Origin of the sequence: Mesorhizobium sp. M2A.F.Ca.ET.046.03.2.1, assembly GCF_003952425.1 — a bacterium.
Taxonomy (GTDB): Bacteria; Pseudomonadota; Alphaproteobacteria; order Rhizobiales; family Rhizobiaceae; genus Mesorhizobium.
The window spans coordinates 16,284-34,930 of the sequence record NZ_CP034449.1; the positions used below are offsets into that span (position 1 = coordinate 16,284).

At 64.9% G+C, this 18,647-nt stretch carries 25 protein-coding genes; 12 read left to right on the forward strand and 13 right to left on the reverse strand.

The features are described 5' to 3' along the window. Window positions 1–226: 226 nt before the first annotated feature. From EJ072_RS00100 to EJ072_RS00125, 6 genes are all read right to left on the reverse strand, one after another. Complete coding sequence (locus tag EJ072_RS00100) at window positions 227–763, reverse strand: cytochrome b/b6 domain-containing protein (RefSeq protein ID WP_126078050.1); 537 nt, start codon at window positions 761–763, stop codon at window positions 227–229. A gap of 123 nt (window positions 764–886) precedes the next feature. Further along, entirely contained in the window at window positions 887–1,477 is a 591-nt protein-coding gene (locus EJ072_RS00105) for a cytochrome b/b6 domain-containing protein (RefSeq protein ID WP_189343176.1), read from the reverse strand. Beyond that, window positions 1,455–1,730 (reverse strand): PepSY domain-containing protein, encoded by a 276-nt coding sequence (locus EJ072_RS00110; protein WP_126078051.1) that lies wholly within the window; start codon window positions 1,728–1,730, stop codon window positions 1,455–1,457. The genes EJ072_RS00105 and EJ072_RS00110 overlap by 23 nt, the downstream gene beginning before the upstream one ends. Window positions 1,731–1,931: 201 nt before the next feature. Continuing rightward, a complete protein-coding gene (locus EJ072_RS00115) occupies window positions 1,932–2,357 on the reverse strand; it encodes a DOPA 4,5-dioxygenase family protein (RefSeq protein ID WP_126078052.1) in 426 nt (141 codons plus the stop codon). A gap of 353 nt (window positions 2,358–2,710) precedes the next feature. Continuing rightward, window positions 2,711–4,780: an ABC transporter ATP-binding protein/permease gene (locus EJ072_RS00120; RefSeq protein WP_126078053.1), complete on the reverse strand. Its 2,070-nt coding sequence runs from the start codon at window positions 4,778–4,780 to the stop codon at window positions 2,711–2,713. A gap of 345 nt (window positions 4,781–5,125) precedes the next feature. After that, window positions 5,126–7,039: an EAL domain-containing protein gene (locus tag EJ072_RS00125; protein WP_245467134.1), complete on the reverse strand. Its 1,914-nt coding sequence runs from the start codon at window positions 7,037–7,039 to the stop codon at window positions 5,126–5,128. 265 nt (window positions 7,040–7,304) lie between these two features. On the opposite strand from EJ072_RS00125, the gene EJ072_RS00130 reads away from it, so the two are divergent. After that, window positions 7,305–8,453 (forward strand): amidohydrolase, encoded by a 1,149-nt coding sequence (locus tag EJ072_RS00130; RefSeq protein ID WP_126078055.1) that lies wholly within the window; start codon window positions 7,305–7,307, stop codon window positions 8,451–8,453. A gap of 13 nt (window positions 8,454–8,466) precedes the next feature. After that, complete coding sequence (locus EJ072_RS00135) at window positions 8,467–9,024, forward strand: DNA-3-methyladenine glycosylase (protein WP_126083437.1); 558 nt, start codon at window positions 8,467–8,469, stop codon at window positions 9,022–9,024. A gap of 16 nt (window positions 9,025–9,040) precedes the next feature. Here the strand turns inward: EJ072_RS00135 and EJ072_RS00140 are convergent, their stop codons facing one another. Then, window positions 9,041–9,355, reverse strand: a complete 315-nt coding sequence (locus EJ072_RS00140) for an EthD family reductase (RefSeq protein ID WP_126083438.1) — start codon at window positions 9,353–9,355, stop codon at window positions 9,041–9,043. Between the two features lie 196 nt (window positions 9,356–9,551). Here EJ072_RS00140 and EJ072_RS00145 point away from each other — a divergent pair, with 196 nt between their 5' ends. Beyond that, complete coding sequence (locus EJ072_RS00145; RefSeq protein WP_126078056.1) at window positions 9,552–9,911, forward strand: hypothetical protein; 360 nt, start codon at window positions 9,552–9,554, stop codon at window positions 9,909–9,911. A gap of 19 nt (window positions 9,912–9,930) precedes the next feature. Here the strand turns inward: EJ072_RS00145 and EJ072_RS00150 are convergent, their stop codons facing one another. From EJ072_RS00150 to EJ072_RS00165, 4 genes are all read right to left on the reverse strand, one after another. Then, window positions 9,931–10,467 (reverse strand): cupin, encoded by a 537-nt coding sequence (locus EJ072_RS00150; protein WP_126078057.1) that lies wholly within the window; start codon window positions 10,465–10,467, stop codon window positions 9,931–9,933. 138 nt (window positions 10,468–10,605) lie between these two features. Further along, window positions 10,606–10,971, reverse strand: a complete 366-nt coding sequence (locus tag EJ072_RS00155) for a hypothetical protein (protein WP_126078058.1) — start codon at window positions 10,969–10,971, stop codon at window positions 10,606–10,608. Window positions 10,972–11,098: 127 nt separating this feature from the next. After that, window positions 11,099–11,827, reverse strand: a complete 729-nt coding sequence (locus tag EJ072_RS00160; protein WP_126078059.1) for an SDR family oxidoreductase — start codon at window positions 11,825–11,827, stop codon at window positions 11,099–11,101. 35 nt (window positions 11,828–11,862) lie between these two features. Then, a complete protein-coding gene (locus tag EJ072_RS00165) occupies window positions 11,863–12,324 on the reverse strand; it encodes a VOC family protein (protein WP_126078060.1) in 462 nt (153 codons plus the stop codon). Window positions 12,325–12,448: 124 nt separating this feature from the next. Between EJ072_RS00165 and EJ072_RS00170 the strand changes: the two genes are divergently transcribed. The 3 genes from EJ072_RS00170 (at window position 12,449) to EJ072_RS00180 (ending at window position 14,276) form a co-directional block, all read left to right on the forward strand. Next, the gene (locus EJ072_RS00170) at window positions 12,449–13,336 is read left to right on the forward strand and encodes a transcriptional regulator GcvA (protein ID WP_126078061.1); all 888 of its coding nucleotides are present in this window, start codon (window positions 12,449–12,451) and stop codon (window positions 13,334–13,336) included. Window positions 13,337–13,537: 201 nt separating this feature from the next. Continuing rightward, complete coding sequence (locus EJ072_RS00175; RefSeq protein WP_126061615.1) at window positions 13,538–13,831, forward strand: GYD domain-containing protein; 294 nt, start codon at window positions 13,538–13,540, stop codon at window positions 13,829–13,831. A gap of 244 nt (window positions 13,832–14,075) precedes the next feature. Then, window positions 14,076–14,276, forward strand: a complete 201-nt coding sequence (locus EJ072_RS00180; RefSeq protein WP_126078062.1) for a hypothetical protein — start codon at window positions 14,076–14,078, stop codon at window positions 14,274–14,276. Window positions 14,277–14,324: 48 nt separating this feature from the next. Here EJ072_RS00180 and EJ072_RS00185 read toward each other — a convergent pair whose 3' ends face one another. Beyond that, window positions 14,325–14,609, reverse strand: coding sequence for a hypothetical protein (locus tag EJ072_RS00185; protein WP_126083439.1), 285 nt, complete (start codon window positions 14,607–14,609; stop codon window positions 14,325–14,327). After that, window positions 14,590–14,943: a DUF768 domain-containing protein gene (locus EJ072_RS00190; RefSeq protein WP_126078063.1), complete on the reverse strand. Its 354-nt coding sequence runs from the start codon at window positions 14,941–14,943 to the stop codon at window positions 14,590–14,592. Before EJ072_RS00190 ends, EJ072_RS00185 begins: the two co-directional genes overlap by 20 nt. A 191-nt stretch (window positions 14,944–15,134) precedes the next feature. Here EJ072_RS00190 and EJ072_RS00195 point away from each other — a divergent pair, with 191 nt between their 5' ends. The 6 genes from EJ072_RS00195 (at window position 15,135) to EJ072_RS00220 (ending at window position 18,327) form a co-directional block, all read left to right on the forward strand. Beyond that, entirely contained in the window at window positions 15,135–16,475 is a 1,341-nt protein-coding gene (locus EJ072_RS00195; protein WP_126078064.1) for a phospholipase D-like domain-containing protein, read from the forward strand. A 174-nt stretch (window positions 16,476–16,649) separates the two neighbouring features. Further along, window positions 16,650–16,853 carry a hypothetical protein gene (locus EJ072_RS00200; RefSeq protein WP_189342151.1) on the forward strand — a complete coding sequence of 68 codons (204 nt, stop codon included), beginning with the start codon at window positions 16,650–16,652 and terminating at the stop codon, window positions 16,851–16,853. Between the two features lie 86 nt (window positions 16,854–16,939). Beyond that, a complete protein-coding gene (locus tag EJ072_RS00205) occupies window positions 16,940–17,140 on the forward strand; it encodes a hypothetical protein (protein WP_126078065.1) in 201 nt (66 codons plus the stop codon). Between the two features lie 144 nt (window positions 17,141–17,284). Next, entirely contained in the window at window positions 17,285–17,512 is a 228-nt protein-coding gene (locus EJ072_RS00210) for a hypothetical protein (protein WP_126078066.1), read from the forward strand. A gap of 199 nt (window positions 17,513–17,711) precedes the next feature. Further along, window positions 17,712–18,014, forward strand: a complete 303-nt coding sequence (locus EJ072_RS00215) for a DUF982 domain-containing protein (protein WP_126078067.1) — start codon at window positions 17,712–17,714, stop codon at window positions 18,012–18,014. Between the two features lie 28 nt (window positions 18,015–18,042). Beyond that, window positions 18,043–18,327, forward strand: a complete 285-nt coding sequence (locus EJ072_RS00220; RefSeq protein WP_126078068.1) for a DUF982 domain-containing protein — start codon at window positions 18,043–18,045, stop codon at window positions 18,325–18,327. The last annotated feature ends 320 nt before the right edge of the window (window positions 18,328–18,647 follow it).

Consider the following 18,647-nt stretch of genomic DNA (forward strand, 5'->3'; position numbering starts at 1 on the left):
CCAAGGCTTATGCGATCACGCCATCCCGCGGCGGGTGTTTTTTAGCTACCTTGAATATTGCGGCGGACGCAGGTTCGCCGGGCCGGCGCCGGGGCGGGTGCTCCCATCAGGCAACAGGCGCCGGCCACCTGGAGCGGCCTGCTGGTCACGCGCCGGCCCGGTGTTGACCGCCGGTGCCGCTTGCGCAGCCGACGCCGGCGCGCCCTTCTGTCCAGCCCGGGCGCTGCTATTCGCGGCTGTCGGCGAGCTCGTTCGAGGCGAGCGGGTTCATGCGCTCCAGCGTTCCGTCCTTCATGACGAACTGGTGCCATATCGCGATCAGCGCATGGGCGCCGGCCAGCCACAGGATCAGCGTGCCGCCGGTTTCGTGCAGGTCGGCGATCAGGCCCGGCGCGCCCTGCACGGGCGCGGCGAGCGCCGGCAGGTCCAGCCCCAGGAAGGAGACCTGGATGCCGAGGCGCGAGGCGGCATACCAGCCGCTCAGAGGCAGCGCGATGAGGAACAGATAGAGCACCGTGTGCCCGGCGCGCGCGGCAAGGTCCATCCAGCGGCTCTGCGGGTCCTCGACGCGGGGGGCAGCGCCCAGCCAGCGCGCCAGCAGGCGCGGGACGACCAGCAGCAGCACGGCGAGGCCGAGGGTGAAATGCAAATAGGGCGGGTCGGCGCGCGCATGGCGCCCGCCCTCGGCGGTGAACCAGGCGATGACGACCAGCAGGGCCGTAAGCCAATGGATCGCGATGGTGATCTGTGAATAGCGCCGCATCGGGCTTGCTCCGTCTTGTCAGGCACGCGCATGCCGAGGTCGGGAACGCCTCGGCACGCAACGTTCATATGGTTCCGCGGGCGTCCAGGCAGGCGCCCGCAGTTGCCCCGCAGCGGGGCGCGTTCAGGCGATGTCGGCCGGCGCGGCTTTGCGCTTGCGGCCAGTGATCATCGCGCGAACAAGGTTTTCATTGTGGCGAAGGCTTGCCAGCGCCACGCCGCCGATATGGACGAGCACCAGCGCGAGCAGGCCGTGGGCGGCCAGGCTGTGCGCGTCCTCCACCCAGGATACGCCGAAATACGCGTCCGTCGTCTGCATCCACCCGGTCACCGCCACCGACACCATCATGGCCATCAGCACGAGCACCATCGCGCCGCCCGCCGGGTTGTGGCCGATATAGCGGGCCTCGCTGCCTCTCAATATGGCAAGGAGATAGCGCAGCACCGTCGCGGGATCGCGCACGAATTGCGAGAAGCGCGCATAGGGCGTGCCGACGATGCCCCACACCAGCCTCATGGCGACAAGCGAGGCGGCGGCGTAGCCGGCCCAGTGGTGGATGTTCTCGGCGCTTTGCGGCGTAAACCAGGCGATGGCGAAGCTCAGCACCAGCGCCCAGTGGAAGCCGCGCACGACACGGTCCCAGACGCGCACCACGTCGCGGTGCGCCTGGGCCTGTGCCGGCAAGGCTCGATCAGTTTTCGCCGGCTTCGGCATTGTCGAGCTTCTCCAGCGTCTCGGCATTGTAGGCGGTGTTGACCTTCTTGCCGTCCTTGTCGACCGCATAGATCTCGTAGCAGCCCTTCTCGGTCTTGATCTGGCGCACGGTGAGGCCCTCGCCCTTCAGCTGCGCCTCGAGCGTCGCCTTGGGCTGGAACTTCGATTTCGCGGCGGTGCTGCAGGTGCCGGCCGCCAGCGCCGGTCCGGCGATCACGCCCGCGAGGGCGGCGATAAGAAGAGTGCGATACATGGGATATCCATCCGGTTGGGAGGTTGCGGCGCGGCTGAGGATTCAGCCGACAGGCCGTGACGGCTTGCGCGCGTCATTGGCGAGGCATAGCTGATCCAAGCTGACAACCGACTGACAGCCTTCCCGAGGGGCGGGCGCGGCGCGGGAGATCCGGGCGGCGTGCCCGATATCGCTGAATTTTTCGGCTAAGCCGGCAGGCTCCTACACGGCGAGCGTCGGCTCGGTGTTGACCTCCAGCGCCGCTTCCGCCTCGTGATCCTCGTCGGGCAGGACCTCGGCATGCACCGCCAGCGGGCGGCCGATCCAGAGCGGGTCGACGAGATGATCGCGCCTGGCATTGGCGGTGTTGGGGTGAATCAGGATGCTCAAGCCGCCATGGTTCAGCATCAGCCACGGAACCAGCGTGGCGAAAAGGCCGGTGGCGAAGGAGACCTGGTACATGGCCTGGTCATGCGGGCCGACCTTCCTGTCGTGCCAGTTGCCCAGCCGCACGCGAAAACGCTCGCCGATGCGCTCGCGCAGCCATTCGGCGTGCCGGCGCTCGGCCGCATCGCCGAAATAGATATGGGCGTGATAGCTGGCGATCTCCGAAAGCTGTCTCGGATTATCTGGCGTGGCGTCGTTCATCGCGATGCTCCCCTCCCCGATGGTTCGATCCTGAGCGGTGGGACTGTAGGCGGTTCTCCGTTTCCTGGAAACGGGTGAAGCGCTCCGTTCAGTGTCGGCGAGTTTGGCTGGCAATCGCGGACGCTGGCGCTGCCCCCTCTCCGTCTCGGCGCTGCGCGCCGAGCCACCTCTCCCCCGCCTTTGGCGGGGGCGAGGAAATGCTAACCGCCGAGGGCGAGGAAATGCCAATTGCAGTGGGTGCGGCTTCGGAAAGCTTGGGTTCCTCGCCCCCGCCAAAGGCGGGGGAGAGGTGGATCGGCGAAGCCGAGACGGAGAGGGGGAGCGACCTCCGCGATTGCGCTCGGAGCGCTTCCCTACCCCTCGCCGCCATTCGCGCCGCTTCCCCACAGCGCCCGCCGGATCAGGCCGCGCTTCTTCTTCCTCGATACCAGATCGACATCGCTGACCAGCCGCGCGCCGCCCTCACGCCGCTCCAGCGTGATCTTGCGCGTATGAAAAGCTTCCAGCTCGGCGCGGTGGGCGACGCTGATGATGGTGACGGTGGGCAGTTCCTTCATCACCGTCTGCATCATCGTGTCCTGGCTCTTCTCGTCCAGCGCCGAGGTCGCCTCGTCGAGCACGACGATGTCCGGCGCATGCAGCAGGAGGCGCGCGAAGGCCAGCCGCTGCTTCTCGCCGCCGGACAGCGTCTGGTCCCACGGCGCCTCTTCCTCCAGCCGGTTCTTCAGATAGCCGAGGCCGACCTTGTCGAGGGCAGCGGCGATCTCGGCCTTCTTCCAATTGTCGGCGGCGGCCGGATAGGCGGTGGCGCGGCGCAGCGTGCCGGACGGGATATAGGGGCGCTGCGGCAGCATGAAGAGCCGCTTGCCCGGATGGAAATCGACGCGGCCGCTGCCCCAGGGCCACAGGCCGGCGATGGCGCGCACCAGCGTCGACTTGCCGGTGCCGGACTCGCCCGAGACCAGCACGCGCTCGCCGGGCTCGATCGCCACCTCGGTTTCCTTCACCACCGAGGTACCGTCGTCGAGCGTCACGGAAAGATTCCTGAGGCTGAGCATGGCGCCGTCCTCGGTCTCGCCGCGCTGGATGCGGCCCAGCCTGTCATTCGCTTCGGCCCGCTCCAGCCCGTCGAGAGACATCATCAGCGAGGCGATGCGGCGGGCCGAGGCGTTCCAGTCGGCGAGCCGGGGATAATTGTCGACCAGCCAGCCAAAGGCGCCTTGCACCATGGCGAAGGCGGAGGCCGCCTGCATGACCTGTCCAAGGCTCATCGAGCCGTCGAGGAATTTCGGCGCGCATAGAAGCACCGGCACTACCGGCGCAAACAGGCTGGAGCCCTGCGAGACGAGCGTGGTGCGCATGTGCTGGCCGGTGAGCCGCGCCCAGCGGCCGAGCACGGCAGCGAAGCTGCGGTCGATGCCGGCGTTCTCCTCCTCCTCGCCGCCCAGCAGCGCGATACTTTCACCGTTTTCGCGCACGCGCGTCAGCACGTAGCGGAACTCTGCTTCCGTCTGGTTCTTCTGCTCGGAAAGCTCGACGAAATGGCGGCCGATGAAGAACATCGAGGTCGAGGTGATGGCGGCATAGATGACGGCGGTGACGACGAGGAAGCCGGGCACGGTGATGACCGAGCCGCCCAGCGAAAAGCTCAGGGCGCCGCCGATGGTCCACAGCACCACGATGAAGGTCGAGGCCGACAGGAAGGCGTTGAGCACGCCGGCGACGAAATCCACCGGCGATTCCGTGGCGATCCTGAGATCCTCGGTCAGGCGGGCCTCGGGGTTGGCGTGGTCGCCCTTGACGAGGTTGAGCTGGTAATAGCGGCCGCTGGCCAGCCAGCGCTGGATGACCGCCGTGGTCAGCCAGGAGCGCCAGCGGCGCTGCATGGTCATGCGCAGATAGACCTGGGCGACCACCAGGCTGATGCTGCCGGCGACCAGCGGCAGGAAGATAGCGCTGAGCCAATAGACGGTGTGGGCGTCGCGCTGCTCGATAGCGTCGAAGATCGCGCGGTTCCAGCGGTTGATGCCATATTGAAAACCGACATTGACGCAGATCAGCACGAGCAGCCCGATCGTCAGCGGCCAGGCGAGCCTGTCGCCATGCAAACCCCAGTAGCCGCGGCCGCTGATCCAGAAGCGCCGCAGAAGATACTTCTTGCGCGCCCGCTCGGCCTCTTCGGGCGAAAGCTGAGGACCCGGCTCGGCGGCCTCGGGCGGCGGCGACCCGGCATGGCCGATGGCCTCGGGCGCGGCATCGGCGGGGGCTTTTTGCTCCGAAGCCTTGGGCTCGGCATCGCGCGGCCTGGGTCGCTTCTCCTGCCGCGGCTTCGGCTTCTCTATCTGCTTCTGCGGGCGCGATTGGCGGACCGCACGCAAAGTGGCGGCGCCTGCGGGCGTCGGTTTGGCTTTGGCCTTGGGCATCGCCGCACAACGGCCCAAAAATCAAAAGGTTTCATGGGTTCGGCGGGGCCAATCGCATAGGGCGCTCCCCCTCTCCGTCTCGGCTTCGCCGAGCCACCTCTCCCCCGCCTTTGGCGGGGGCGAGGAACCCAGGCCGAGGCCGCGCCCGTTCGCGATTGGCGCTTCCTCGCCCCCATGAAATGGGGGAGAGGTGGCTCGGCGCACAGCGCCGAGACGGAGAGGGGAGCGCCCTATGCGATTACGCACGACATCGGCGCGCTTCCCACCGCCCCTCCACGTCGGCTAACCCCTGCCCTGTCGCCGATCCTTGCCAGCCGAACTACGAAGAATGCCCTTGACGGTCTGTCAGGCGGCGTTGCCGCTGCGGGGATTGCGCAACGGCTCGAAAATAACCTCAGCGGCAGCCGCGTCGAAGGCGAGCGCGTCGCGCATCGGCAGTGCGGGCGAAAACAGATAGCCTTGCGCGATCATGCAGCCCAGCGAGCGCAGGATCATGCGGTCGGCATCGGTCTCGACGCCCTCGGCCATCACCTCGATCCCCAGCGTGCGGCCAAGGCCGATCACCGCCTCGACCACGGCCTGGTCCTCCACGGATTTCGCCAGGTCGCGCACGAAATCCTTGTCGATCTTGATCTTGCGGATGCGGCTGTCCTTCAGCGACACCAGGGTCGAGAAACCGGTGCCGAAATCGTCGAGAACGATCGATATGCCGGCATCCGCCAGCCGCCCGACCTTTTGGCCGACCCGGTCGCGGTCGACCGGCGCCTCCTCGGTGATCTCGATCTCGAGCATCGCGGCGGGCACATTCCTCGCCTTCAGCCCCTCGAGGATCATGTCATCGACATTGCCGGCCTCGAGCTCGCGCGGTGAAAGATTCATCGCCACCCGCACATCCGGGCGGCCCTGCCGCACCAGCTCTGCGATCATGGCGCAGCAATTGAGGAACACCGTTTCGGTCAGCAGCGAAAGCAGGCCGGTCTCGCGCGCGGCGGTGACGATCTCGGGCGGCGAGATGGCGCCATGGACCTCGTGCTGCCAGCGCAGCAGCGCCTCGAAGCCGACGACCGCGCTGGTGTCGAGCCGCACCAGCGGCTGGAACCAGCAGCAGAGCGCGCCCGACTCGATCGCGCCACGCAGATCGCGCTCGATGCGGTTCCTGCGCTCCAGCGCGGCGTCGAGATCCGCGTCGAACAGGCAGTATTCGTTCCTGCCGCCGCGCTTGGCCGCATAGAGCGCGAAATCGGCCTTGAGCAGCATCTCCGTCAATTGCGGCTTGTCCGCCTGATAGATGCCGATCGACGCGCCGACGCGCACCGAGTTCAGCTCCGGGTCCGGATTGGCGATGGCCGCGATGATGCTTGACGCAAGCTCGCCGGCCGCCTGCGGCGACCTGCATGCGGAGAAGAGCAGCACGAACTCGTCGCCGCCGATGCGCGCGATCGTGGCACCTTGCGGGGCGTGGTCCTCGATCCGGCGCCCCACCTTGACCAGCAGGCCGTCGCCGATGGTGTGGCCATAGGTGTCGTTGACGGATTTGAAGCCGTCGAGGTCGATCAGCATGGCCACGAACGGGCCGTCGGAAACGCCGAGCCCGGCGATTGCCTGCTCCAGACCGGAGCGGTTGAGCAGGCCCGTCAGCGGATCGCGCCTGGAGTTGCGTTCCATCTCGGCGGCGAACTCACGCGCCTCGTATTTGAGGCGGCTCGTCTCGCGGAAGCGGGATTGCCCCAGAAGCGCTCCTCTGATCATGCCGCCGAGGAACAGCAGGATGGTGAAGCCCAGCACGTCGTTCTCGACGCCGCCTTGCGCCAGCACGCAGGCCGCGGCGGTGAGAAGCGGCAGCGTGATGAAGTTGATCGAGGCCGGCGCGTGGGAGGTGCAGTAGGTGACCGAGCCGGCCGAGGTGCCGGCGAGCACGATCAGATAGAGCGGCGCCTGGGCGGTGGTGTATCCGTCGCTGAGCAGCGCCAGGAACGACCAGGCGACACCCGACGCCAGCGCCAGCAAGCCATAGAGGGAAAGCCGGGCGCCGACCGCCTGCTGCCGCTCGTCGGCCGCGCCCGACTGGGCGAGCGCGAGCACCACGCGAGCGCCATTGACCAGGGCGATGGCGGCAAACCAGGCCACTGCGGCAAGGCCGCCTCCCGACAACAGCTGCACCGCCAGGATTAGGGCTGCCAGCACCGTGCCGATAGGCATCGAGATGAAGACACCCTTGCTCAGATCGGCGAGCTGATCGCGCAGGATGCCGGCGTCCACGGCTCCGCCGCGCTCCCCGGAAGAGGGACCAGCAGCCAGCCGCTCATCATGCCTTGTCATGACCTAAGTGGTTAGGCGACCGGGATGAAAATCGTGTTAAGGATTTCAGCGGTTTACGGAGCATTTCCTAATTAGGAACTGACGGCGCCAGAAGCTCGGAGAAAACAGGGCGCCGATGGCCTAGCGGAATTGATCGCCATGGCACGGCGCGAGAAAAACCCTATCGTGTTTGTGTGACCGGCAAGCCCAAGCGGAGTTCCAACCCATGACCCTCACCAATCGAGACATCGTCGAGCTGACCGAATGGCGCCGCAAGCTGCACCGGCAGCCGGAAATTTCCAACGAGGAGGAGAAGACGGCGAAGGAAGTGGTGGACTTCCTCGCCGATACCGGGCCGGACAAGGTGCTGACGGGGCTCGGCGGCCATGGCGTGGTGGCGGTCTATGACAGCGGCCAGGCCGGGCCGACGGTGCTGTTCCGCTCCGAGCTCGACGCGCTGCCCATCGAGGAGCTTTCGGGCGTCGCGCATTCTTCGCAAGTGCCGGGCAAGTCGCATATGTGCGGGCATGACGGGCACACCGCGATCCTGGCCGCGCTCGGCCGCCAGTTCGGACGTGACAGGCCGGCGCGGGGCCGTGTCGTGCTGATGTTCCAGCCGGCCGAGGAGACCGGAAACGGCGCGGCCGGCGTCGTCGCCGATCCGCGCTTCGCCGAGATCGCGCCGGACTTCGCGTTTTCGCTGCACAATCTGCCCGGCGTGCCGTTCGGCGAGGTGCGGCTCAAGGCCGGCACTGTCAATTGCGCCTCGCGCGGCATGCGCATCGTGCTCGAGGGCAAGACCGCGCATTCCTCGATGCCGGAAACCGGCACCTCGCCGATGCCGACGGTGAGCGAGCTGATGCCGGCGCTGCCCGCGCTCGGGCGCGGCACTTTCGCCGACGACGATTTCAGCATGTTGACCGTCACCCATTGTTCGATGGGCGAAGCCGTGTTCGGCATCGCGCCGGGCTATGCGGAAGTGTGGGCGACGCTGCGCACCAGGCGCGACGAGCGCATGGCGGAACTCGTCGCCGCCGCGGAGGCGCTCGCGGCAGAAATCGCCGCCGCACATGGCCTTGCCGTGCGCTTCGACTATCACGAGATCTTCGTCGCCAGCGTCAACGCGCCGGACGCGGTCGAGCATCTCGCCCGCGCGCTCGACGAGGAAGGCGTTGCGCGCAGCGAGGCGGCGCTGCCGATGCGCGCCTCGGAGGATTTCGGCATTTTCGGCCACAGCGCCAAATCGGCGATGTTCTTCCTCGGCGCCGGCGAAAGGCACCCATCGCTGCACAACCCCGACTATGATTTTCCCGACGACCTGATCCCGATCGGCTCCCGGATCTTCATGCGCGCGGCGCGAAATTTGCTTGGCTGATCGAACGCCGACGATGGTCGATCCGGTCGACGCCGATTTCTTCGCCCGCGACGCGCTTGTGGTCGCCCGCAAACTGATCGGCGCCACGCTCGCGCTCTCCGGTGTCGGCGGCATCATCGTCGAGACCGAGGCCTACCGGCCCGACGATCCCGCCTCACACGCGTATCGTGGCCGCACGCCGCGCAACGCGCCGATGTATGGCGCGCCCGGCACGGCCTATGTGTATCGCTCCTACGGCCTGCACTGGTGCCTGAACGCGGTGTGCCTGCCGGGCAGCGCCGTGCTGATCCGCGCGCTCCAGCCGCAATCGGGCATTGCCGAGATGCACGGCCGGCGCGGCGTAGCTGACGAGCGGGTGCTCTGCTCCGGGCCCGGCAAGCTCTGCCAGGCGCTCGGCATCGACGGCTCGCACAATCGGCTGCCGCTGACCGCGCCGCCTTTCGAGTTTGCCCCGTCGCGGGCCGATCCCTCCGCCATCGTCAGCGGCCGCAGGATCGGCCTGACCAAGGCGGTGGAATTCGAGTGGCGGTTCGGGCTTCGCGGGTCGGCCTATCTCAGCCGGAAATTCTGAGCGGCGGCGAGCGGGCTCAGATTTCCATGCTGTCGAAAATGAAGATCTGAACGCCCGACCCATCAGGCGCGTAGAGCCGGCGATCCGCGCCGGCCGCTTTTCCCTCCGGGCTCGCCATCCCTTTTTTCATCGCGTCGAGATCGTCGAAATGAAGTGTCCCGATCAGGTAGACGTCAGACGGTCCGGCGAGCACCGTGATCGGCCCCCGGCTTACTTCGTATTTCCTCAAGCCCGGTATCTTCTTGGCCAGCGGTATATGCGTCTCGAAATAGTGCTTGTCGAACGCCTGCGCGTCGGCTGGCTGCTTGTAGATGACGATCATTCCAGCCATTGCGGCTCTCCTTTTCGGTGCGGACGAGTTAAGGACGAAGCGGCGGGTGGAAACGGAACGAGGTGTTGAAAAAATTTCGGGAACGCCTCGACGGACGACGACAGCAGTTGTCCGGCTCTCTCCTTTTGCCGCCATCTCGCTTGTGCGAAGAAGCATTCTGTGGTCTCTCCGGCCTTAAATTAGCGAGGACTCAAGGATGAGAAATGCGGTGATCGCCGCGCTCTGCGCGGGTGTGGCTGGATGCGTGTCCTCTCCAGCCGACTATGGCGCCTCGCTGTCGCAACAGGATCCGAAATGGGCATCGCCGGGATGCCAGCAGGCCCGCGCCGCCGCAGCCGACTATGCGCAGCGCGAGAAGGACCATCCCGGCTGGGGCATGGGCGTGCTGCTTGGACCTTACAGCATGGGGATGGTGGCGGCAGTGAAGGAGCATGAGCGGCAGCAGCGGCTGCTGCTTGCCAGGCAGACGCACCTGCAGTGCTCAAGCCGGCCGCTGCCGAAAGAACTGGATTTCAATCCGGCAATCTATGCGCCGAAGAAGGAGCATTATCCGTAGGGGACGGCCGCGTTGCGGTTCAGGCCGCCAACTTACTCCACGCTTTCAGCAGCGGCCCGTCGCTGCCAAAAAGCGGATCCTTGTCGGGACGGCGGACCCCCGGGATCGTGCGCAGCGCCTCGGCATGCTGCTCGGGGCTGCGGCACAGATCATATGTGCCGAACGGCGGATAGGCGCCGACCACCAGGAGGTCGGCCGAGCCGGACAGGCGCTGGTGGCCAGTGCCTGCCGGCAGCACCGCCACGTCGCCCGCCTTGACCTCGAGCACCTTGCCCTTGTCACCGCCGAAGCGCACCTCGGCGGCGCCGCGCGCGATGCCCAAAACCTCATGGATGCGCGAGTGGTAGTGAACGAAGCTGTAGATGCCGTTGCGCCAGCTGTCGCCCCAGCCATTCGCGCCGAAAATCTCCTCGAAGACCGCGGCCGGATCGACGTCGTCCGGCAGCGGCACCGCGCCGGGATAGACAAGCATGGGCCATCGCGGATGATTGGGCACCAGCCCGTCATCGGCGAAGCGAAAGGCGAGAGGCTCCTGCTTTTTGACTTGTTGCGCCATCCTTGCCATTCCTGCAGCACTGTCGGGTCTAACGGTTTGCAGCGCGCTTTGCTCCGGTCAGCAACGTCTTCAGTATGGACTTGGGCGCGCCCAACGGGCCGGTAATCAGCAGTGACCGTAAAGAGCTGGTGGCGGCGGTTACTGCGGAAGCAACCGCGAGACCTTGAGGCGCGGCGCGAAGAAGCAGCGCAGATAGGGCTGGTTGGTGATGACGTATCTGTTCTCGCAGATATGGTATCGGCCGTCCGGCGATTCCTGCACGCGCTCTCGCGGGATGTTGAAGCCATCGGGCAGATAGACATAGCCGCCGTCCGCCCTGGACTGCACCGAGGACTCCGGTATGGGGCGGCAATCCGTGCCGCCGCAGCATTTGAGGTTCGTTATCGGATCGACCTTGTTTTGGTACCAGTCGTGGCCGTTGGCGCCTGTCGCGGCGGCAAGGCAGATGACGGTGACGATGACCCTTCGCATGGCGTTCCTCGACGACGCGGAGGCGCTGCTCATTCGAGCGTCATGTATATGAGCGTTCCGCCAGAAACGCCATTGCCCGACAAGGGGTCGGAAAGCGAGGCCCGGCCCTTGGGGCCGCGATGGCGGAGCCGGATCCTCGGACAGAGTCCGGCCTTTCCGATCACACCAGCCGCTGCCCGCCGTCGATATGGACGGTCTCGCCGGTCATGAATTCGTTCTGCATCAGATAGAGATAGGCCGGCGCGATGTCGACGGGCCTGGCGATCCTGCCGGCCGGGATGCGGCCGCCCATCTGCCCGAAATAGCCTGTCTTGGCTTCTCCGACGATCTCGTCCCACATTTCGGTGTCGACCCAGCCGGGCGAGACGATGTTGACGCGGGTTGGCGCGAGCTCCAGCGCCAGCGCGCGAGCGAAATAGCTGAAGGAACCGGCGACCGCCGCGACCACCGCGCCGCCCGGAACCGGCGGGCGGTCCTTGTTGATGCCGGAGGTGAAGATCATCGAGCCGCCTTTGCTCAATTTGCGCACAGCATGCTTGGCAAGCATCACCGACCCGATCAGCTTGCCGTCGACGAAGCCGCGCACGAAATCCATGTCGGTCTCGCCGATCGGAAAATTGGGCGGCGGCGTGCCGGCCGTCGCCACCAGATGATCGAAGGCGCCGGCTTGCTCGAACATGCGGGACACGTCCGCCTCGTTCGCCATGTCGGCGGCAATGCCTGTCACGTGTCCTGCCCCGAGCCGCTCTTCGGCGGCCTTCAGCTTGTCCTCGGAGCGGCCGACGATCACGACTTCCGCGCCGTGTTCCAGCGCGGCTGCCGCGACGCCGAAGCCGATGCCGGAGCTGCCGCCGACGACGATGATCTTTTTTCCCGTGAGACTGGTCATGGGTTTTCTCCGTCCTTTCAGGGATGGGTTCAAAATCAGGCGAGCCCGGCGTAGGCGGCGGCGATGTCGGCGAGGATGATCTTCTTCATCGAATACATCGCCTGGCGCGCCCGGCTGGCCTTCGCGCGGTCCGGATCGTTCATCAGCCGCAAGGCTTCGCCCGGGATGACCTGCCAATAGACGCCGAACTTGTCCTTCAGCCAGCCGCAGGGCTGTTCCGAGCCGCCGCCGGCGGTCAGCGCGTTCCAGAAATAGTCGGTCTCTTCCTGGTCCCCAGTCTCGATGTAGAGCGAGATGCGCTCGTTGAAAGGCGGCACCCCGCCGGCATTGAGCGCGGTAAAGCGCTGGCCTTCGAGCTCGAAGTCGAAGATCGCGTGCGGCTTGTCGGTGAACTCGATCGCGCCGAGCGCGCGGCTGTTCTTGAAGACCGAGAGATAGAAATCCCGCGCGGCTTCGGCATCGAGATTGAACCAGAGGAAAGGATGAACGGTGGCCATGGCGTCCTCGCACGTTGGTGAGTTTTGATCACAAGTTCTGTGAGGATTTTTGGCTGGAAAAACCACGATGGACAAACCAAAGTTTGGCAATTATTTGTTACCATAACTCACAAATGGCTTCGCCATGACCCGCAAACTGCCGCCGCTCAATGCCTTGCCGGCCTTCGAGGCCGCCGCACGGCATTTGAATTTTTCCAGGGCTGCCGACGAGCTCAACCTCACCCATGGCGCGATCAGCCGGGCGATAAAACATCTGGAGGATCAGCTCGGCGTGCAGCTCTTCGAGCGCGCGACGCGCTCGGTGCGGCTCACACCGGTCGGCGAGCCTTATGCGGTTGCCGTGCGCGAGGCGCTCGACCAGCTCGCGCTGGCGACGCAGACCGCGACCTCGCGCCATTCCGGCTCGACGCTCAATGTCAGCACGTCGGACGGGTTTGCCGGAAAATGGCTGGTGCCGCGGCTCTACCGGTTTCACCGCGCGCATGGCGATATCGATGTGCGCGTCTCGACCACCGGCCGGCTGACCAATTTCCGCGGCGACGGCATCGACGTCGCCATACGATATGGCGGCGGCCATTATCATGGGCTGACGTCGGAGTTCCTCACCGGTGAGGAAGTGTTTCCCGTCTGCAGCCCGAAGCTGCTGGAAGGGCCACATCCGCTCAGGCACCCGCAGGACCTCAAGCACCACACGCTGATCCGCGACGGCTACCGCATCGACTGGGCGGCGTGGCTGGCCAGCGCCGGCGTCGAAGGCGTCGATCCCAACAGCGGGCTCACCTTCGATTCCGCCACCTTCGCGGTAGAATCGGCCGTCCAGGGCGAAGGCGTGGTGCTCGGCCGCACCATGCTGGTCTCCGCCGACCTTGCCACCGGCCGGCTGGTGCGGCCGTTCGAACACGCGCTGAAGGCGGTCTCCAGCTTCTATCTGGTCTACCCGCCGGAGGCGATCCGCCAGCGCAAGGTCAAGGCGTTTCGCGACTGGCTGTTTTCGGAGATCGAGCCGGGCTGATGAGCGCAGCCATCTACACACCGCCTTGCACGCGCGTGCGGCCTCGAGACATGACACTTGACTCGTGCCTCTTGCGGCAATCCAACCTGTACGCCGATATATTAGCAATTGCTTCTTTGTAGAGTGGGCACGTGCTATTGTGGTCCTGGGAACGGCGGACGCGCCGTGAGCGCCCCGCGTTTCCCTTGTGGGAGGAAACCAATGGCTCACTACGTATTGCTGTCAAACTTCACCGACCAGGGTATCAGGACCATAAAGGACACCCAGAAGCGTGCCGAGGCTTTCAAGGAGATGGCCAGCAAAAGCGGGGTCAAGATTCACACCTTGTTGTGGACGCTGGGCAAGCATGATGTCGTGGCGGTTGCCGAAGCGGAGGACGACATTGCCGCGACTGCGCTGGGCCTATCAATCGCATCGATGGGCAACATCAGAACCGAGACCCTGAGGGCGTTCGATACGGCGGATATGGCCAAGATACTGGCTAGGATGGCCTGACCGTTAACTTACCAACGCACGTGGCGGATCGAAGCCTGCGCCGGGCCGGGTACCCGGCGCAGGCCGCCTACGAATCCGACCTCACACATGACGGAGCAGCTCGGTGTGCAGTTCTTCGAGCGCGACGCTGTCGGTGCGGCTCACCCCTGCCGGCGAGCCCTGTGCATCGGCCCGGGCTGACGCACGGGCTCAGGAAACTTTCCTTCGGCTCGGCGGTTGATACCGATCCGAGAGAGGGGCATCCATGCCGGGACGAAATGGAGAGACGGCCAGACACTCCAGACGGCCGCGCTCGCGTCCGCTGAAGGGCGAAGAGACGGAGGTGAAGCACGTCGTCGAGACGCAGGGACTGTCACCTGCGCAGGCGCGGGAACTTGTGCGGCGCTATGGCAATGATTGGCGCAAGATCGAGGAAGCCGCCAAGACCTACAAGGGCGACGAATAAGGGCCCGGATATCGGCGCGATCAGTCCCCGCCGGCGTGGGATCAAGCCTCAACCTGAGCGCATCACGCCGGGCTCGCCGGCCTCGTCCGCCTGACCGGGCCGCTGGGCTTCGGACACCAGATCCTGGAATTCGATGGTCGTCACCAGGTAGCCTGCCTCGTCGTAGATCTTGGTCACCCAGGATGTCGGGTCCGACCCCGCGGCAATGCCGTCGAGCATGGCTTCCTTCGCAGCCCGCTTAGCCTCGGCTTTCGCCGTTTCGAGATTTTCCATCTCGACGTGGATCGGCGGCTGCGCCGCGGCTTCGAGAAACTCAAAGCGGAATTTGGGCATTCGTCTCTCCGTTTCCAGCGGCGGGCGGCGCAGGCGCAATCGATCCATGATCATCGCCGCTGCCGTCTCGTTGCTCCTCCAGCACGGTCTCGGCGATATATTCCTCGAGGTCGCCCACTTCCTCGTTGATCTCGTCAGGCTCTATGCCTTGGCTTTCGGCGTCGGCGATACATTGGTCGGCCAATTCGGCGGCGACTATCTCGGCCGGCATCGAGACCCGAGGTTCGGCCTTATGCTCATTGATCCATTCCTCCACGAAATGCGCCGTTTTGTTCACGAGCATGTCGGCCTCCGGCGAGGCTTCGGCTACGGGCTGTTCCAGCTTGATATCCATGCAAGACCATCCTTGAATGATCTTATTCAACGCCGACTGGTCGCAAAGGATGCAGCTCTCGGTCGATGGTGAGCGGCGGGCCGGGGATCGGCTGACCAAGCGCCGGTCCGAGCCCGCGCAGGCCCAGCCGGGAACCTGAATCACGGTCGAACATTCTTGCTGTTGGGATAAACTGACCGCAGGCTAAAGACGTGAAGGCTCAGGGCTTTAGAGCGCTACTGGCCAGCAAGACACGCGCTGCCGGGCGCAAGGCCGGCCATTGGCTCGACATCGCCAAATATGTCGCCGTGGCCGTCGCCGCTGCCGTCGTCACGCTGGCCGCGGTAAACCTGACCCCGGAGCCGCGTGTCATCCGCACGATCGTTCCGCACCGCTTCGACGCGGCGGATCCGCAATTCGTGCAAAGCATGAGCAGCTATTCGCAAGGGCAGATCTCCGGGCAGAACGCCGTGCAAACCCTCGTCAACGGCGACGAGATTTTTCCTGCGATGCTGCAAGCGATCGGCGTAGCCCGATCCAGCATCGACATGGAGACCTACATTTATTGGTCGGGCTCGGTCGGCTATCAGTTCGCCACGGCCTTGGCCGCGAAAGCCCGCGAAGGCGTCGAGGTCCGAGTGCTGGTCGACTGGCTTGGCTCCCTGCCCTTCGACGAGAACCTGATCCACATCATGACGGGCGCTGGGGTGCGGTTCCAGCGCTACCGGCCTGTCTACTGGTATACGCTTGACCGAGTGAACAACCGGACCCACCGCAAACTGCTCATCGTGGACGGGCGGGTCGCGTTCACTGGCGGGGTCGGCATCGCGGACAACTGGCTGGGCGATGCGCGCAATCCGAACGAGTGGCGTGACACTCATTATCGGATTGAGGGGCCTTCGGTGGGCGCGTTCCAGGCGGCCTTCGCCGAGAACTGGCTGGAGACCGCGGGCGAAACATTGCAAGGAGAGAAGTTCTATCCGCCACCCGAACCCGCAGGCGCGCTTAGCGCCCAGCTGGTCCTGTCATCGCAACCGAACGGCTCCGAGGATATGGAGCTGATGATGCTGGCCGCGATCGCCGCGGCCAAGGATCACCTGCGCATCGGCATGGCCTACTTCGTGCCGGACGAGATCGCGCTGCAGCAGATACTCGACGCCAGGAAACGAGGCGTGGCCGTCGACGTCATCGTGCCCAATTCGCTGACCGATGTGCCCATCGTGCGAAAAGGCTCGCGGCACTTCTGGGGTCAACTGCTCGAAGCGGGCGTGCGCATCTACGAGTTTCAGCCGACGATGTATCATCCCAAACTGCTCATCGTCGATGACGTCTGGGCAAGCTTCGGTTCCACCAACCTGGACGAGCGCTCGTTGCGCCTGAATGACGAAGCCAGCCTCAATGTCTACGGCAGGGATTTTGCGCAGACGCAGATCGACTTGTTCAACGAGGACCTGAAACGGTCGAGGCAGATCAGCCTGGCGGAGTGGCAGGCGCGTCCGCTGACCGAGAAAGTCACCGATTGGCTTGCGAGCAAGCTGCACACGCAGCTTTAGGTTCGACACGAAGAGTTTCGCGCTACGATTCACCTGGGTTAGAGCGGATCATCAACAAACATGCAGGATGGTCGTGCCAAACTTTGGGGTTGGCAGGCCCGGTCGGCGGCCGTTTTGTCACGAGCATGTCCGCCGGTCGGGCATCCTTTGGTCTGGGGCACGGAGGAGGAGACAATGCCGATTACGAGACTGTCGAAAGGCGCATTCCTGCCGGACGAGGTGACCTTCCTTGGCCGCGTCCTTGAACTCAGCGCCGGCGCCGACGAAACCGAGGAGCAGCGCGAGCGGCGGGCCTTGCGCATCATCGCGAACTACATGGCGGGGATCACCGACGAGCGGGAGCTGGCTGAGCTATCGCGAAGACCGCTGGGCAGATAACGCTCCAGCGGAGCGGCCAGGCAAAGCAGGGCCGCGATGAAACTTTCGACGGTTTTTCCAGTTCGGTTGCAAGGAGGATCCTCGACATGACCGAACCCGGTGAAGGCAGTTCTCATGGGCGAATTGACGACAAGCAGCTCGTCATTCTGCTGAAGCAAAAAACCGGCATCTCCGATGCTCAAGCCAGGAGGCTGATAAAGGCCGTCGGGCGCGACCGGCCGTCGCTTTTGCGAGAAGCCCGGATCATAAGGGCGCGCGTTCAGACGTCCGCTTCAGGTCGTATGTGACCGGCGGAATGCGGCGCATGTACTACCGGCTTGCGCGACCGTGAAGGCGCTTCGCGGCTTGCGGTTTCGCAGACGGTGCCGCCAGCGGCTCATCGAAGTCCGCCGGCTTGCACGGGCATGCCGTTTGCGCGATGCTGAACGGTCATGACCACCCAGTATCTGGACCACAAACTGGAATGCCCGTTTTGCGGCGTCATCCGTTTGAACATTCCAGCCGATGCCCAACCCGCAACGCCGATCCACTGCGCCGAGTGCGGCGAATATCTCGGCACGTGGGATGAGCTTCAAACAGACTTCGAGCAGCAAGGCGGCACGGATGGCGTTTTCCGGCTGGACGAGGGACGTATCCAAAAGCTCAATTCCAGTCGGTGAGAAGGCCGCCGCCGGCGGCACGGATGCCGGCTGATCGACTGCTCGGCGCGCCGAACATCGGGCCTGAGAAATGGGGCATGAGAGCATCCGCCAGGTCCTTGACGCTTCAAACCCGTAAACCCATATCGAAGCCGGGCGCAGACCGCCGCGGTCCCCGCCCCTATCAAACTCAAATTGTTCGTTCGACTTGGAGGATCTTATGAACGATCGGATGTTCGACAGCCCTGTTTTCGTCAAGAGCGGAAACAGCCTTGTCCAGGAGATCGCGTGCCTCGAGGACGCCCTGGAATTCCTCTATGAATGGCCGAAGAACCGGCGCGGGCCGATCTATGAAACGGCGCTGCGCGCTTGCCAGAGGGCCTTCGACAGCGGTTTTCCGCTGACGGCCGCCAGAGAGGCATTTTGCGGTTTCGCAAAATCCGCCAGAATCCATGAAGACGTGAGCACCACCTTGCCCTGGATGGTCGGCCAAGGCCGCAAGGGCGGCGGGCTGACCGCGTAGCATCGCTGCGGATCGAGGGAGTTTTGCGATGTTCGCCAAACCGTTCGAAAAACCAATCCGCGTCTGGGTAGGACTGGGATTTCCGCGTCAGTTGAACACCGTCGTGGACGCCTATCAGTTCGCCATCGACTGGTGTGGTAACAGCCCCGAGCAAAAAGCGGCCATCCGTGCCTGCAGGGCAGCCCTCGCCGGGGATGTCGATGCGGAAACAGCGAGGGGCGTTTTCGTCGCCTTCGCGCGCAAGAAGGACATCCTCATCGAGGGTGGCACCATTCCCCCCATTCTGGGAAGTGCGCGGCCGAAACATGTCTGATGTGACCGAGGCGGCGGGCAACGCCGCCTCCTTCCTCCGACAAGAAGCCAGCTTGGATAGTTGATCCCGAAATGGAGGCAACCGACGGCATGGGCGGGGGGCGTTGGGGAGCCGCCGGTTACCAGGACTGGGGGCCATTTAATCGGTCAATGCATAGGCCCTTATGCGATAATGCCACCAATGCGCGTTCATGGGAACTGCTTTCCAGCTTAAAATTCAAACGTATATGCGGGAAAGCGCACATTCACGATGACCTTCGCGCGCTGCCCGCGACAGGAACCAGATCGGACGTGCCGCGTCATAGAGACAGGTCCTTGTCG

Coding starts and splice junctions, on each gene's coding strand:
- EJ072_RS00100 (WP_126078050.1), bottom strand. CDS start 763: ATGCGGCGCTATTCACAGATCACCATCGCGATCCATTGGCTTACGGCC.
- EJ072_RS00105 (WP_189343176.1), bottom strand. CDS start 1,477: ATGCCGAAGCCGGCGAAAACTGATCGAGCCTTGCCGGCACAGGCCCAG.
- EJ072_RS00110 (WP_126078051.1), bottom strand. CDS start 1,730: ATGTATCGCACTCTTCTTATCGCCGCCCTCGCGGGCGTGATCGCCGGA.
- EJ072_RS00115 (WP_126078052.1), bottom strand. CDS start 2,357: ATGAACGACGCCACGCCAGATAATCCGAGACAGCTTTCGGAGATCGCC.
- EJ072_RS00120 (WP_126078053.1), bottom strand. CDS start 4,780: ATGCCCAAGGCCAAAGCCAAACCGACGCCCGCAGGCGCCGCCACTTTG.
- EJ072_RS00130 (WP_126078055.1), top strand. CDS start 7,305: ATGACCCTCACCAATCGAGACATCGTCGAGCTGACCGAATGGCGCCGC.
- EJ072_RS00135 (WP_126083437.1), top strand. CDS start 8,467: ATGGTCGATCCGGTCGACGCCGATTTCTTCGCCCGCGACGCGCTTGTG.
- EJ072_RS00140 (WP_126083438.1), bottom strand. CDS start 9,355: ATGGCTGGAATGATCGTCATCTACAAGCAGCCAGCCGACGCGCAGGCG.
- EJ072_RS00145 (WP_126078056.1), top strand. CDS start 9,552: ATGAGAAATGCGGTGATCGCCGCGCTCTGCGCGGGTGTGGCTGGATGC.
- EJ072_RS00150 (WP_126078057.1), bottom strand. CDS start 10,467: ATGGCGCAACAAGTCAAAAAGCAGGAGCCTCTCGCCTTTCGCTTCGCC.
- EJ072_RS00155 (WP_126078058.1), bottom strand. CDS start 10,971: ATGAGCAGCGCCTCCGCGTCGTCGAGGAACGCCATGCGAAGGGTCATC.
- EJ072_RS00160 (WP_126078059.1), bottom strand. CDS start 11,827: ATGACCAGTCTCACGGGAAAAAAGATCATCGTCGTCGGCGGCAGCTCC.
- EJ072_RS00165 (WP_126078060.1), bottom strand. CDS start 12,324: ATGGCCACCGTTCATCCTTTCCTCTGGTTCAATCTCGATGCCGAAGCC.
- EJ072_RS00170 (WP_126078061.1), top strand. CDS start 12,449: ATGACCCGCAAACTGCCGCCGCTCAATGCCTTGCCGGCCTTCGAGGCC.
- EJ072_RS00175 (WP_126061615.1), top strand. CDS start 13,538: ATGGCTCACTACGTATTGCTGTCAAACTTCACCGACCAGGGTATCAGG.
- EJ072_RS00180 (WP_126078062.1), top strand. CDS start 14,076: ATGCCGGGACGAAATGGAGAGACGGCCAGACACTCCAGACGGCCGCGC.
- EJ072_RS00185 (WP_126083439.1), bottom strand. CDS start 14,609: ATGCCCAAATTCCGCTTTGAGTTTCTCGAAGCCGCGGCGCAGCCGCCG.
- EJ072_RS00190 (WP_126078063.1), bottom strand. CDS start 14,943: ATGGATATCAAGCTGGAACAGCCCGTAGCCGAAGCCTCGCCGGAGGCC.
- EJ072_RS00200 (WP_189342151.1), top strand. CDS start 16,650: ATGCCGATTACGAGACTGTCGAAAGGCGCATTCCTGCCGGACGAGGTG.
- EJ072_RS00205 (WP_126078065.1), top strand. CDS start 16,940: ATGACCGAACCCGGTGAAGGCAGTTCTCATGGGCGAATTGACGACAAG.
- EJ072_RS00210 (WP_126078066.1), top strand. CDS start 17,285: ATGACCACCCAGTATCTGGACCACAAACTGGAATGCCCGTTTTGCGGC.
- EJ072_RS00215 (WP_126078067.1), top strand. CDS start 17,712: ATGAACGATCGGATGTTCGACAGCCCTGTTTTCGTCAAGAGCGGAAAC.
- EJ072_RS00220 (WP_126078068.1), top strand. CDS start 18,043: ATGTTCGCCAAACCGTTCGAAAAACCAATCCGCGTCTGGGTAGGACTG.